The organism is Psychromonas sp. (genome assembly GCF_041586535.1).
GTDB lineage: Bacteria > Pseudomonadota > Gammaproteobacteria > Enterobacterales > Psychromonadaceae > Psychromonas.
Genome location: NZ_JBFGZY010000025.1, coordinates 15,508 through 31,546 on the forward strand (window position 1 = coordinate 15,508; position 16,039 = coordinate 31,546).

The following is a 16,039-nucleotide window of genomic DNA, read 5'->3' on the forward strand; positions in this document are numbered from 1 at the left end:
GGCAACAGCGTAATGGCTAAACAGAAGGCAATTATTAAGATACAGACCTATGGGATCCACAGCCATTGGGATGCCAAGTCGAAACAGTTGCCAAAAATAAAAGAGTTTACCACGGATATCCCCGCGGAAATTGATATTGAATTTGGCTTTATTATCAATATCAAAAAGGCCCGCGGCGCAAAAATTCGCTATTGTATTGATCATCCGCAGGTGCATGATAAAAGGGGAGAGCCCTGTGCCCCGTTTGTCGGAGAGGTACATGTGAGCAATAATGACTGGGATTTTTATCTCGGTGATACTATCTGGGCACCGGTTGCCGACAAATGTGGTCCTTGGCGAATGACCATAGAATTAAATAATGTAATTGTTGCTGATAAAACCTTTATTGTCTTTGTCGAAGAAGAACGCTCGGATGAAACCTCTTTTTGGAAAAATCGCGGTTATTAAACGTCTGTTAAAATTCTCCTTGTATTAGATTGCAAATAGTTTGGGTATATACCCATGATACTTCAAGATGCAAAGTCAGCAAGGTCAATTGTGCCGAGATGCTAGACATAAAATTGAAGTCTAGTTATTCTACAGAGATATTTTATAACAAAGCAGATTGGTGCAATTTCCCTTGCCCTGCGGGGCGCGAGCTCGAAAACCAGTTCTGCGTTGCACCAATCGAAAAGGGAGTAACCATTACCTCATGTTGCGCCTTGCTCTGATTTCCAAGCTCGTGCCTGACAAAGCATTTTGAAGTAACATGGGTATATCGTGCGGAATTCGCTTTTAAAGCTTGCTTAGTTGCCAGCCACAAAAGATAAACAGGCCCTAATTTCAGTTTCTAAAAAGAGAAAAATAATGGAACTTAAAAAGTTAAATAATAGTGAACTGCTTATTGAGCTTGAAAAACTTAACAGTGCGTTGCAGTATCCTTGGAAAATAGAGAATGAGAAATTAAGTAAAACATTTATGTTTAAAAATTTTATCGATGCATTTGCTTTTATGACTCAAAGTGCGCTTTATGCGGAAAAGAAAAATCATCACCCGGAGTGGTTTAATGTTTATAATAAAGTTGTTATTCAGTTAACTACCCATGACGTTGCAGGGATAACACTTAAAGATTTTGATTTAGCCAAAAAAATGGAATCATTGATATAACGCTTATAGCATGCAGCTTAACATCAAAAATAGCGGTGTTTTGTAGCAGCGATTGTACGTCATAACCCTGCTATTTTTAATTTTCCCTACACTGTCCCAGCCCGCCTGCACACTGTTTTGCCGCACCTTTACCCTGTCTACATCTTTCTGCGTGGTTTAATTTGTATACAATTTTAGTGTTTTTTTTGATCTTTTGTAGATATAGTTACATTTCAGAAAAACAAGCTGTATAACTCGACTGTATGTAAAACAATCAATTTATTGCTGTTAAAATAAACTGGTTAAGGGGAAATTTATGGTTGAGAAAATCACAGCCATGCTGGGTCTGGTGGGCGTTTTATCCCTGTTGTGTCAGTGGATTGGCTGGAAAGTTCGCTTGCCGGCAATACTGCCTCTGTTAATCTGCGGTTTGTTTATCGGACCTGGATTAGACATTCTGAAACCTGATGAGATATTCGGCGATCTGCTGTTTCCTATTATCTCCTTAGGGGTTGCTATTATTCTTTTTGAAGGTGCGTTAACGCTGAATTTCAAAGAGATTAAAAATCATGGCCGAATGGTAACCAATCTTGTTTCTGCCGGTGCTGTTATCACCTGGGGTTGTATTGCCACCGCGACACATTTTCTACTTGAATTTCAATGGCCGCTGGCGACCTTGTTTGGCGCATTAGTAGTGGTAACCGGACCGACTGTGATTGTGCCTATGCTGCGCAGTATTAAACCGAAAACCGAGTTGGCGCGTATTCTGCGTTGGGAGGGGATTATCATCGATCCCATTGGCGCATTACTGGCGGTGCTGGTTTTTGAGTACATCTCATTCGCATCAGATCCCACAGTGCATGTGCTGTATGCCCTAGGCAGAACATTAGCTACCGGTATCAGCTTTGGTATGATCAGCGGTTATTTTGTGGGCTATCTGCTAAGAAATAATTTATTACCTCACTATTTAAAAAATGCTGCGGTGATAACTATTATGCTCGGCGTATTTGTCGCGGCCAATCTAAGCCAGGAAGAATCCGGTTTATTGACCGTCACTGTGATGGGGATTCTGCTGGCCAATATGCGTGGTGTGGGCGTTTCCGAAATTCTTGAGTTCAAAGAAACATTAACGGTACTGGTCATCTCTGCTCTGTTTATTCTGCTCGCGGCACGTTTAGATTCGCAAGCCTTACTCAGTTTAGGCTGGCAGGGCATTGCCCTGTTAGCTGTTGTGCTTTTTATTGCCCGACCGTTAAGTGTCTGGTGCTGTGGAATAGGCACCTCCTTAAGCAGGCAGGATAAATGGTTTTTAAGCTGGATGGCTCCACGCGGAATTGTTGCTGCAGCGGTTTCCTCTTTATTTGCGATCAAACTTGAAGAGATCGGCGTTGCAGGGGCAGAGATGATAGTACCTCTGGTTTTTCTGATCATCATCGGCAGTGTGGTTATCCAGAGCATCACCGCGGCACCCTGGGCAAAGTTTTTAGGCGTTACTAAAGAAAAATCGCAGGGGATTTTGATTTTCGGTGCCTCTGTTTTCCCGCGGGAATTAGCCAAGGTGTTACAATCAAACAATGTGCGAGTGATCCTCGCCGATAATAACTGGGATAATATCAGGCTTGCGCGTATGAGTAATATTCCAGTCTATTACGGTAATCCTGCATCAGCACATGCGCTTAACTTTCTTGATATGACCGGCATAGGGCGCTTATTGGTGTTATCTCCCTATCGGCAGCTTAATCCCATGGTCAGTTTTCATTATCAGGATTTATTCGGTTCGGAAAAGGTATTCGGGCTGAATAACCGTGATGAAACCACGCCCAGGCATAAATTGTCAGAAACCTACCTGCAGCGCTTATGTTTATTTGGTGAAACAGTTTCCTATGCTAAATTAGCCCTGTTGATGTCTAAAGGTGGTGTTATTAAAAGTACAACGCTGACCGACAACTTTAACTTTACCGATTTTCGTACCTGCTATGGTGATTCAGCACTGCCCCTTATCTATATACATAAAGGTAAAGTGCGCATATATACGGCCTCAGAGCCTATACCCAATAGCGGCATCGTGCTGATTAGTCTGTTGCCGATACCGGCTCAGAAGCTGGCTAAAAAACATCATCAGATGCTGCTGGCGCAGCGCGATAATCTGTTAAATGAGGGGCCGCTGGAAGATGCAAATATTAAACGTGCTAAAAGCAGTCATTATTTTAAAAAAATAAAAAAGGTGGTCAGCAATACTGTTGGTTACAAAGGTCGTGCAAAAAAAGCTTAAGCGTTTTTTCTCTGCGGGCTGTTTTAAATAACGATAGGATCAAAGGTGTTTGACAATTTAAAAAAAGCGACATTAATCAAACGTTACAAACGCTTTCTCGCCGATGTGCGCCTGGAAAGCGGAGATATTGTGACGATATATTGCCCTAATACCGGTGCAATGACTCACTGTGCCGATCCGGGTGATCAGGTTTGGTATAGCACTTCAAACAACCCTAAACGGAAATATAAACACACATGGGAGCTGACCCTTAATAAAGCGGGAGATTGGATTTGCATCAATACGGCAAGAGCTAATCAGTTTGTCGGGGAGATGCTTAGACAGGGGGAGATCGAAGCCTTAGCGGGTTATGAGCATATTCAAGCGGAAGTTAAATACGGCAGTGAGAATAGCCGTATCGATTTTCTATTAAGTGATGAAAGTCGAGCGGATTGTTATGTTGAGGTGAAAAGCTGTACCTTACTGGAAGCGCCTTTTGCACAGGGACAAGGTTTTTTTCCTGATACCGTGAGCGTGCGTGGTCAAAAGCATTTGCGGGAATTAATGGAGATGAAAGAGCGGGGCAAGCGCAGTGTTTTACTGTTTGCCGTAATGCATAGCGGTATAAAATCGGTGCAGGCGGCAGGGCACATTGATAGTAAATATGCACAGCTGTTTGAGCTGGCCAAACAGGCCGGTGTCGAAGTCATCTGCTGTTATCCGGAATTTTCCACGGCCAATTTCGGCCCCTGACTGCTACAGGTAAAAAAATGCCCGGACTTTTTCAACCGGGCATTTGTTCTTAGATAAGGATCACCTCCATTGTGGTTGTTAACAAGCAGAACAGTAATCTTTTAATCTGTTACCTCCTCAACATACCTGTCGGTGTGGATAACGAAATTCCTGTCGGGGAATTTTTTACATGCTTAAAAGCAGTTAATGACTATTCTTTACTTTTTAAAACGCTTATCCTTCTCTTTATATTTACTCTTATATTTTAATAGGTTAAACAATATTTGCGCATTTTCAATGCTAAAAAAACGGTTTATTTAAAGTTAATTTCCAGAAAATGCCAGACAGATCACTTTTTGCTGCTGTAAAACAGGACGGTGGGGGGGCGTGGGACAGCTACTAAGCTCTGTTGCACCTCCCGTTTTAGTAAAGGAAAGGTATAAAACATATCACATGTCACATATCAATATCATATACCTACACCCTATTTAATTGATCTGGCTTTTTCCATCTAAAGTCGATATTTTAATTACTGAGCTGATTTTCAATCATAATCAGTTCAAAGCAATGCTCCTAAAGTACTGTGATATTATTTTTTAGAACTAAATCTATATAAAAAACAAATGATTGTTGATAGATGTGGAATGGCATTTGTTGTTTAGATAATAAAGTCTTGAGTCAGCTTGATAATAAAATTGCTCTGTTCGTAACTGATGTGCAGAAATTTTGCTCCTAAAATAACGTCAACTGACAGCTGTATTATCAAATTAAAATATTTGTCGTCACGGATGAACGGGAAAGATAGTGATAAAATTTTTGAATGAGACTGCTCATTGGCTGGATTGGCAATGCCATATGATATCTGATGTAAAACGTGGCGGCGTGTTTCTGGCGCCAGAAAGCACAGATAGTCAGCTGCAGAGGCTGGCATTGTGGCCGGATTGCAACTATGTCTCTCCGATGCTTGAGAGCATCGCAGCAAAAACAATTAAAGACGGTACAGGAATAACTCAACAAGAAATTAATGATGGCTCTGATCTACTGGACTATATAAGTTATCCGTTGCTCCGGAAAAACTGCGTAGTAGGTTCTGTTGTACTGGCAATCACTGCTCGCTCAGCGCAACAGCGCCAGGCCGTACTGCTGTTATTGCAATGGGGTAGCGCCTTCATGGAGAAAATACTGGAGCGGGGTGATAATGAACATCCGCAAGCCGCAACGTTAGCACTGAATGCAGTCGCATTTCTTTCCCGCAATGAACCTTTAGCGGTTGCGGGGTATCACCTCTGTAATCTCCTGGCAGACAGTTTAGATTGTTCGCGAGTTGTCTTTGGCCTGCGCAGCGGATTGCAGGTACGTGTTATAAGTATGTCACATCAGCTTCAATTCGACCGTCGGATCGTGCGGGTCAGCCAAATTGAATTTGCGATGGAAGAATGTATCGAGCAAAATCAGAGCATTATTCTGCCTGCCTCATCCGCAGATACGCATGGCGTTATTACAACCCATGCGCAACAGCTGCTGAAAGACAACAATGGCTCGGTTTGTTTAATTCCCCTGCGCAGTAGCGAGTCACTGATTGGTGTGATCTGCCTGGTTTGCGACAAAACAAACCACTTCGATAACACCACAGTCAAGCAGCTCACGACTATTGCGGATCATATCGCGCCCGTTATCGCTCTGAATATCAGCAACGTCAAGCCCGCCTGGAAAAAAACACTTGCCACTATCAACACGCAGCTGCAATGCTTAATAGGCTCTGGATATTTACGTTCGAAATTAATAATGGCCGGCAGTATTATTATGATCGGGTTGTTAACGCTGCTGCAGACTGATCACATTATCACCGCAAAAGCCTCGGTTGAAGGTAAAATACAACAAGCGATCGTCGCACCTTTCAGCAGCTATATTGCAACCGCCAGCGTAAGGGCCGGAGACAGCGTTGCTCAAGATCAGATCCTCGCGACGTTAGATGATCGGGATCTGCGGCTTGAATATGAAAAATGGTCCAGTGAACGTGATAAACAGGCAAAAGAATACCAGCAGGCGTTAGCGCAGCGGGATCGTGCTCAAGTCAGCATTCTGGTGGCACGTATCGCGCAGACCGATGCTCAGTTGAGTAGTATAGAGGAAAAGCTGCAGCACACCCGGTTACGAGCCCCATTCAGTGGTTTGTTGGTGAGCGGTGATTGGACTCAAGCTCTGGGCACGCCTATCGAACGAGGTCAACTGCTGTTTGAGATCATTCCAGCTAAAAATTATCGCATAACGTTACAAGTTGATGAGCACGACGTAGCCGGCCTGAATTCAGGACAAAACGCAAATCTTCGTCTGACCGGACTGCCTGAGCAATCAATCCAATTGCGTATTTCACGTATTCTTCCCATCGCCTCAGTGGGGCAAGGCAATAATAATTTTCGCGTTGAGTCTGAAATCGTCGATCCACCACAAGGATTACGTCCCGGTATGCAGGGAATTGCCAAGATTGTCGTTGGTCGCGGCAGCTTATTAAAAGTGTGGACCTATTCACTACTTGCTCGATTACGCCTGTGGGCGTGGTCATTGGGTTTCTGATGGTGGGCTAATATGATTACTGAGCAGCAGACCTCATCACTTTGGCAGCATGTCGCAGAATTGCGCCCCTGTCTGCGCAAACATGTACGCATTCTCGTTCAAGACTACCGGGGTGAGCGCTGGTATCTCCTGCATGATGAATCTGCCGGGCGGTTCACCCGTTTCAATGCGACGGCCTATGAAGTAATAGGCCGTTTGAATGGCGATTTCTCCGTTCGGGAAATCATGTATCTGGCAAATACGGCGCGCAGCGCAGATGAATTACTCGAAACAGAAGATATATTAAATATTCTGGCGCAATTACAGAGTGCTGAAGTACTGCGCGATGGTCTTCCCTTAGGCGGACAAGATGTTATTAACCGCTATTCTCAATCTCAACACGCAAAACGATCAACGCTAAACAACCCGCTGGCAATTCGCATTCCGCTCTTTGATCCGGATCGTTTTCTTAATTATTTAGCGCCCCTGGCGCGGCTGTGCTTTTCTGCGCAAGGTTTTTGGGTGTGGTTGAGTATTATATTGGCCGCGCTGGTTTTAGCCGTGGCGAATGCGCAGGAGATAGTTGCTGCGGTCGGGGCCAAAACCCTAAGCCCTTCAGAATTACTTGCTTTCTGGCTACTCTATCCGGTTATCAAGATATTGCATGAACTTGGTCATGGAATGGCAGTAAAAGCGGGGGGGGGAGAATCTCATGAAACCGGCATAACGCTGTTGTTATTTATGCCGATTCCCTATATTAATGCTTCTGCATCCTGGGCATTTCGCGATAAACAACGCCGTGCGCTGGTGGGGGCTGCCGGTATACTGGTAGAGCTTTTTCTGGCTGCGCTGGGGTTGTTTGTCTGGCTTCTTACCGAACCGGGAATAGTTCATGAGAGCGCATTCAACATGATGCTTATTAGCGGTGTATCAACGCTGCTATTTAACGGCAACCCCTTACTGCGTTACGATGGTTATTATGTACTTGCAGATCTTTTAGAAATCCCTAACCTGGCATCTCGTTCAAGCCGTTTTTATCTGTACCTTATTCAGAAATATGTTCTTGGAATGACCGGCCTGCGCACGCCGGTAACAGCTGATGGCGAAGGTGCCTGGTTTCTTTTCTATGGACTGGCTTCGCCTGTTTATCGATTGACCGTGCTGATTGCCATTGCCTTATATCTGTCCAGTGAGTTTCTGATTGTCGGCGTTATATTAGCCAGCTGGGTGGTATTTAAACAAATACTCAAACCGCTGCTGCAGACTCTGAGCTTTCTCGCCATTAGTCCGCGCCTTGAAGCACGCCGGGTACGTGCTTTTTCTACGCTCGCAGCATTGATTATTGTCTGCGTTGCTCTGCTACAGGTTCCCGTTTCCCTGACCACGCAGGCACAGGGGGTGGTATGGTTCAACGATCAAGGACAGATTCTCAGTCCATCCAACAGCTTCGTTAAACAGGTTTTGGTTGCATCAGGCAGTGATGTTAACGCAGGCGATCTGCTTTTGCGGCTTGAAGATAACACTTTGAGTACACAGTACAATATATTAGAAGCACGTTTGCAGGAGTTGCGCACAAAACAGCTTTTTGAACGTAAAAGCAGTCGGGTGCGGGGCGCGATGGTCGAAGACGATATCAAAGCGGTGACCGCAGAGCTGCAGCAAGTGAACGCACAGCTCGCCGCACTGCAGGTAATAAGCCCGGTCAGCGGACACTTCATATTACATGATCCGCATGAGTTACGTGGAGAATTTGTACGGCAGGGAGAAATATTGGGTTACGTTATTCAGGATGAACAGCCGATTGTGCGTGCCGTGGTAAAACAGGCACGCGCAGGTTTGCTGCGCTCAAGACCCGGCCCGATTGAGGTGATGTTGCCGGGGCAGATGGATAGTCCCGTTCAGGCGACACTGTTACGTGAAGTACCGGCTGGCAGTACAACGCTACCCAGTATCGCACTTGGGGCGCTCGGTGGCGGTTATATCAGCGTAGATATGCGAGATGAAAGCGGCTTGACTGCGACTGAAAAAGTTTTTCAGTTTGATCTGGCGCTACCCGCTGGCACTAAGGTGACTGGTATCGGCGGACGTGCTTATGTGCGCCTGGATCATGGCAGCGAATCGCTATGGGCTCAGTGGATGAGGAGTATGCAGCAGCTATTGCTAAGTCATTTACTCCCTGTAACAGGATAACTGCGTAGTCAAATGTCAGTTCATAGCAAAAGAATTAATGAAGTGATCATGTATTGCGCAGGAAAAATTAGCGCTAACAAGGCGTGAGTTGCAGGAGATAGTTGTTCTCACTTCAAAATTCACAACACAGTTAGGGGGGATTTTAACAAGCTGGACTGATCACCTGTTTAGTTCTTTTGGTATCACAAAGCAGTGGAACCAGAGATGGTGCTAGCGAGAAGATATCATCTAACTCATGCTCTTTTTTCTTATAATGCGGGGAGCTTCAATTTCGGGGAAATGTTGAACAGGTATAGTTATGTTTTGTTTGCTCATTGGTGATTTACTAGATCAGGGCAAATTATATTTAAATACCAAGATGCTAAGGACAGTTATGGTTTATATTCGGAAAAAGCGTGGCTTTTTATTACTACTTGCACAGTTAACATGGCTACCTGCATTCGTATCAGGGGCGGAAGTTGATCCGCTACCCAGTGAACTTCAGTCGCTGGATTGCGTCATTAATCCCAGTGTCGTTGCAGATTTAGGCAGTAGCGTTCCAGGGGTGCTCAGTTCAATACGAGTAGACCGCAGCGATTTCGTCCATTCAGGTGATATCATCGCTGTGCTGGAGTCAAAAGTTGATATGGCCTCGCTGGAACTGGCACGTACGCGCGCCGCTCTAACCGCTGAAATAGATTTGCGCCGGATAAATGCCGATTTTGGTCAACGTCAAAGCAGGCGTATTGAAGATCTGTACAGCCGCGAAATGGTTTCCAACAAAGAGATGGATCAGACACAAACTGAGACAAATCTGACCAGAATTCAACTTCGTCAGGCGCTCGATAATCAAAAATTAGCGCAGCTGGAACTGCTTCGTGCTCAGGAGGTTGTCGACCGCAATGTGATTCGCAGCCCCATTACCGGGGTCATTATGGAGCGTTTCAAGACACTGGGCGAATACGTTGATGCTCAAGCCATTGTTCGCGTTGCCCAACTCTCTCCCCTCCATGTCGAAGTTATCATCCCGGTCGAGCAACTGGGTAAAGTGCACCCGGGCATGTTGGCAGAGGTCTGGACTGACAGCATTGATGGAAAGTGGCAAGCTGAAGTTAGCCGCATAGATCGCGTTGCAGATGTCGCCAGCGGCACCTTCGGTGTGCGCCTGACGCTGGAAAATCCGGATTATAAAATACCGGCAGGGCTGCGCTGCCGCGTTAGCTTCCTCCCTTCTGAAAGAGTCGCTGAACCAGAAACTACGTCCGTGAACGATTTCGTATCGCAAAAAATAACTGATATGAACCATACACAGGGAGAGCAATGTGGTTGGTTAGGCCCTTATCCGGATTTCGATGCCGCTCAGCAAAAGGCGACGGCATTGCGGATTAACGGTGTGTACAGCGAGGTGCAAAAAAGAAAAGAAAATGTGCAGACGGGGACCTTAGTTCTGTCGCCAGCTTTTGACTCTAAAAAGCAAGTCGATGTCTACCTTAGACGCCTGCGTGAGGCGGGTGATAAAGATCACTTTCAACTCGCCCAAAGCGCTGATCAATCCTATTATGTCTCGCTTGGTTATTATTCGCAGAATGACAGTACCGAAAAACGTATCAAGCAACTGCAAAGCAAAGGCTTCAGCGTAGAAACGCAACCCAGATACACATTACAGGAACGCTACTGGTTATTAGTAAACGGCAATTTCTCCCTGCTTGATGCAGACACTCAGCAGGAATTGGAAAACGCCGCCAAGGACAAGGAAATAACGCCCTGCAATCTGCAGATCGCCGCTAAATAACACAATAGCGGCAGTTCGATCAGCAATTGCCATTGGTTACATTTATCCTACGGACAGGATCTTTATCAGTTATGAAAAAATCAGCATCCGCAAAGAAATACAAGCATGCATCTCCCGTTATCGAAGGGCTCGAACCACGGATTCTCCTCTCTGCCGATCTGCCGGGGCTGGATTTGTTGCCGGATGACTTCGGTCAACAAGGGGATATCGCCACTGATGATATTTTATCCGATGCGCAGGCGGAGTTCACTCGTCTTGATACGCAATTTGCGGCTGTGGACGATGCCGATATCAGCAATACAACACAGGAGGAAGATACCCCGGACCCACTGCTGCAATCCGCTGACCTGCAGGCAGACGTTCGTTACGAACTGCTGGTTATCGATGCCGGTGTTGAAGATTATTCGCTTTTAGTAGAGAGCCTGCAGGCACAAGCCGGGGATGATACCATCCTTGAAGTGCTGATCCTGGATTCAAACCGCAACGGCATTGAGCAGCTCAGCGAGATTCTTGCTGACCGGCAGGACCTTGATGCCCTGCACCTGATCTCGCATGGTTCATCAGGCTCGCTGCAAATAGGCAATAGCCAGATAACCCAGGTTGAGTTAGCGCAAAATTCACAGGTGATAAGTGGCTGGGCAAACGCCTTTTCTGCCGATGCCGACCTGCTTATCTACGGCTGTGATCTGGCTGCGGATGCACAGGGAGAGCTGTTTATTGACACCCTCGCCACGCTGACCGCAACTGATGTGGCGGCTTCAGATGATTTGACGGGCAGTGCGGGCTTGGGCGGTGACTGGGAGCTGGAATACCAGAGTGGTGATATTGAAAGCGGGGAATTTTTCAGCAACGTAGATCTGAACGATTGGCAGCATCTTCTGGACGCAGCCGTCGATAATACCTCTAGCGGCACGAGTATCGCGGATAATTTAACCATTTCGCATACCACCTCCGGCACAGACAGGTTGATGCTGGTGGGGGTTTCCCTAAATAAGGGTGCTGGCTCAGCGGTGACCTCCATTACCTACAATGGCGACGCCCTCACTCTCGTTGGTAGCAGCTCTAATGGTGATGCGGTCGCTGAAATATGGCAGCTAGTCAATCCAGATCTGGGGACCTATGATGTTAATATCCTTCTCAATGGTAAAACCGACGGTAACGCCGCCGGTGTCATGACTTTTACCGGCGTCGACCAGACATCAGCACTGGGAGTTTTTGGCTCAGCATCCGGAGGCTCCGGCGGTAGCGCCTCGGCGACGATCAGCTCGGCCTCAGAAGAGCTTGTTTTCGGTATCATCGCGGTTGATGAAGACTCAAATTATGATCTCGCTCCCGGAGCGGATCAAACTGAAGATTGGGATCTCTATCCAGGCAAGGGTATCAATGCTGGTGGCAGTACTAAGGCTGGAGCTGATGATGTTGAGTTGTCCTGGGGGTGGTCGGGCAGCGACAATTGGGCGGCTGCTGGCGTGTCTATCAAACCTTCCAGCAATAGTGCGCCTGTGGCGGTCGATGATGAAATAATAAGTGCGAGCGAAGACACGCTATTCACTTCAACTGTCGATCTGCACTTCAACGATACTGATCCGGATGGTGACAGCCTGACTGTCGTGGCCGGCACATTTGCAACAACGCAGGGCGGTTCTTTAGAGCTGGCAGCTGATGGCAGCTACACTTACATGCCTGCTGGCAATTTTACCGGCACGGACTCTGTCGACTATACCGTCACTGACGGGAGCTTGAGCGATACAGGAATGCTGACCATCACCGTTAACGCGGTCAACGATGCACCTGTTATTGACTTAGATTTAGATGATAGTTCTGGTTCTACGGGAGCAGATTATCAAACTACCTATGTTGAGGGGAATGCTCCAGTTATCATTGTAGATAACGACGTATCTCTCGTGGATGTTGATAGTTCAAACCTGAACTCTATTTTAGTCACTTTAATAAACCAGATAGATGGAGCCAACAAAGAGACTCTTTCAGCAGACACTAGCGGAACCTCTTTAAATGTGACATGGGATAGGGCTGCTACTGCTACTACTGGAGTTTTAACGATAGATGGCAGTGGTACAATTGCTGATTATCTCTCAGTGCTTTCTAGCGTAACCTATGAAAATACTTCTAATAACCCAAACACTATAGACAGAGTTATAACTTTTGTCGCTAATGATGGAACAGATGAGAGTCTTGTAGCTACGACAACGGTATCTATAACATCTATAGCAAATGGAACCAAAGCCCCTAAAGCAGTAGATGATGCTTTTACTGTGGATGAGGGCTCTATTAATAATTCTCTAGACCTGGCTAAAAATGATACAGATGGAGATGGTGATTTAAATATTTCATCTATAGCGATTGTTTCCGGTCCAAGTAATGGTTCTTTGGTTGTTAATGATGATGGCACTGTAAGTTACACCCATGATGGTTCTGAGACTACGGCAGATAGTTTTACCTATAAGATTTATGATTTGATTGGTGCAGAATCAAATGAGGCTACGGTTGATCTGACGGTAACTCCTGTAAACGATGCGCCAGTGTTGGACGCAAGCAATAGCCCGGTACTTACGCCAATTGATGAAGACGCAGGCGCACCGTTGGGAGCCGTGGGTTCGCTGGTGTCGGAACTAGTAGATTTCGCCACGCCAACCGGCCAGGTGGACAATGTCACAGATGTCGACAGTGGAGCCGGATTGGGCATTGCAGTGACTGCTGCCGACACGATCAACGGTGTTTGGTATTTCAGCATTGACGGCGGGACGAACTGGAATCTACTGGGAACGGTCAGTGATTCTAACGCGCGATTGCTCGCCGCCGACGCATCGACGCGATTGTATTTTCAGGCCAATGCGGATTACCACGGCACGCTCGCTGACGCGATCACCTTCCGGGCCTGGGATCAATCCAGTGGAAGCAATGGTGGGGTAGCAAATACTAGCGGCCTGACGGGCAACTTTCTTGATAATTTCAGCGCAGTTTCTTATGGCAATAATGACGGAAGTTTAAATTGGTCGACTGACTGGATTGAAAAAGATAAAAACACAACCGTCAGTGACGGCTATTTTTATGTATCGGCAGGTAAGTTTTATACCGAAGGCCATGATACCGGCAATTATGCCTATCGCGAGGTTGACCTCAGCGGTGCTGTCTCGGCTAATTTGACATTTTCTTATGATAACGCACTAGTAAATAACGCGACTATCGTAGTTGAAATATCTGACGACGGTGGTGCGACTTTTTCGGCCTTGAGCGGTTTGACGTTTGATGAAAATAACAACGTTGGTGTAGGAACCGCCAGCGCGGATATTAGTGCTTACATTGCTGCAAATACCCAAATTCGTTTTTATGTGGCGGGCATGGAAACAGGTGCCGGCAAATATGATATGAATGTAGATAATGTAGAAATTGCCGCCATCGGTAATTCTGGCGGCACCAGTGCCTTCTCGAACGCCACCGACACTGCCAGCCTGGTGATCATCCCGGTCGCCGACACACCATCGGTTACCAGCACCACGACGGACGAAGATATCCAGTCGACCGCCGGACTGGTAATTTCGTCCAACACGGCAGATGGCGCCGAAGTGAGCCATTACAAAATCACCGGTATCTCCGATGGCACGCTCTACAAAAACGACGGTACCACGCAGATATTTGACGGTGAATTCATCACCGTTGCCGAAGGGAACGCCGGTCTGAAGTTCACGCCGACAAGCGATTTCAATGGCAGCGGTAGCTTTACTACCCAGGCATCAACCTCTGACAGCGATGCCGGCTTGGGTGGCGGTACCACAGTTGCCAATATTACCGTCGATCCGGTAAATGATGCACCGACCGCAGCCAATAACACCATAGAGACCAGTGAAGACGTCGATTACGTATTCAGCGCAGCCGATTTCAATTTCAGCGATGTCGATAGCGGCGATTCTTTGCAACAGGTGCGAATTACTGCTTTGCCTGCGAACGGCACGCTACAACTGTCGGGGGTAGATATCGACATTAACCAGGTCATAGAAATTGCCGATATCGATGCGGGCAACTTAGTGTTTGTTCCGACCGCTGATGAAAACGGCACTGGCTATGCCAATTTTGAATTCGAAGTGAGCGACGGAGTGTCGGTTGGCGCGACGGGAACTGTTCTTAATTCGTTCCCCACCACGACGCCCCAGATAAACTCGATGAGTGGACTGGCCTTCGATGGCACTAGTCTGTGGCTCACCAGTCCGAATGATGATGAGATTTATAATTACGACCCCGCCGGTAACCTGATCAGCAGTTTTGCCTCGCCAGGGACTTTTCCGACCGGAATCACATTCGATGGCACGAACTTATGGGTAGTCGATCGTGATGCCAACATGGTCTATGAAATCGATACGCTCGGTAATATGCAGTCGAGCTTCGCCACGCCCGGCACTGATTCGCGCGGCCTGACTTGGGACGGCAGCAGTCTGTGGCTAGTCGAAGGTAGCGGCTCGCTTATCTATAAGCTCAGCACTACGGGGGCGGTTGAATCCAGCTTTGCCTGGCCGGATGATGATTACATGCGTGATATCACCTGGGACGGCAGCAGTTTGTGGGTGGCCGACGGCAACGACCAGCAAATCATTCAGATTGATACTGACGGTACCTTTATTTCCAGCTTCACCTCGCCCAGCACCCACGCAACAGGCCTCACATTTGATGGCATCGAGTTCTGGCACGCCGACGCCGATACCGACATTATTTATCAACTTGCAGGTTCGAATAGCGTGGGGTACTCAGCTTCCGCCTATACGATGACGATCGATGTCACTGCGGTGAACGATGCGCCGGTAATTACAAGCCCAAGCGGCACTTACTCCTACACTGAGAACGCAGGTGCGGTTGTACTTGGGGGGAGCGCAACGCTAAGCGACTCTGATTCGGCTGACTTCAACGGTGGTCAACTGGTATACCAAATTTCAAACAACGGTCTTGCAGAAGACCGGCTTGACATTCGCAATCAGGGGACAGCAGCAGGCCAGATTGGTGTCAGCGGCTTGAATATCACCTACGGCGGCACGGTCATCGGCACGTATAACGGCCCCTCCACCGGGGTGACACCGCTTGTTGTTGATTTTAACTCATCGGCTACCGTTGCAGCGGTTAAAGCAACGATTAACAACCTGTCTTACGAGAACACCTCGGAAGACCCGACGGCATCCACTCGTACCTTGCAGGCTTATACTACGGATGGCGACGGCGGGACCAGTAACACCGCTAGTCTTAAAGTTGCGGTTCAGCCTGTAAACGATGCACCGGTGATCAGCTCTGGTGGAGTTGCGACTGCCATTGATGAAAACAGTGGTGCAGGACAAGTTGTTTATACGGTCACCGCAACCGATGTTGATACGGCAGATACGCTGACTTATTCGTTGTCTGGCAGCGATGCCAGTAAA

8 protein-coding genes are annotated in these 16,039 nt (G+C 47.1%); all 8 read left to right on the plus strand.

What is annotated here, in order from left to right:
- The first annotated feature begins 12 nt into the window (after nt 1-12).
- Entirely contained in the window at nt 13-447 is a 435-nt protein-coding gene (locus ABZA00_RS04585; RefSeq protein WP_372880962.1) for a DUF3859 domain-containing protein, read from the plus strand.
- Nucleotides 448-846: 399 nt separating this feature from the next.
- Nucleotides 847-1,146 carry a 4a-hydroxytetrahydrobiopterin dehydratase gene (locus ABZA00_RS04590; protein WP_372880969.1) on the plus strand — a complete coding sequence of 100 codons (300 nt, stop codon included), beginning with the start codon at nt 847-849 and terminating at the stop codon, nt 1,144-1,146.
- A gap of 295 nt (nt 1,147-1,441) precedes the next feature.
- Nucleotides 1,442-3,397, plus strand: a complete 1,956-nt coding sequence (locus ABZA00_RS04595) for a cation:proton antiporter (RefSeq protein ID WP_372880963.1) — start codon at nt 1,442-1,444, stop codon at nt 3,395-3,397.
- Between the two features lie 45 nt (nt 3,398-3,442).
- Nucleotides 3,443-4,129 carry a DNA/RNA nuclease SfsA gene (gene sfsA, locus ABZA00_RS04600; RefSeq protein WP_372880964.1) on the plus strand — a complete coding sequence of 229 codons (687 nt, stop codon included), beginning with the start codon at nt 3,443-3,445 and terminating at the stop codon, nt 4,127-4,129.
- A 783-nt stretch (nt 4,130-4,912) separates the two neighbouring features.
- The gene (locus ABZA00_RS04605) at nt 4,913-6,682 is read left to right on the plus strand and encodes an HlyD family efflux transporter periplasmic adaptor subunit (RefSeq protein WP_372880965.1); all 1,770 of its coding nucleotides are present in this window, start codon (nt 4,913-4,915) and stop codon (nt 6,680-6,682) included.
- A 12-nt stretch (nt 6,683-6,694) separates the two neighbouring features.
- Entirely contained in the window at nt 6,695-8,851 is a 2,157-nt protein-coding gene (locus ABZA00_RS04610; RefSeq protein WP_372880966.1) for a hypothetical protein, read from the plus strand.
- 373 nt (nt 8,852-9,224) lie between these two features.
- A complete protein-coding gene (locus ABZA00_RS04615; protein WP_372880967.1) occupies nt 9,225-10,622 on the plus strand; it encodes an efflux RND transporter periplasmic adaptor subunit in 1,398 nt (465 codons plus the stop codon).
- Between the two features lie 71 nt (nt 10,623-10,693).
- A partial coding sequence (locus ABZA00_RS04620) for a DUF4347 domain-containing protein (protein WP_372880968.1) occupies nt 10,694-16,039 on the plus strand: 5,346 nt, incomplete at its 3' end.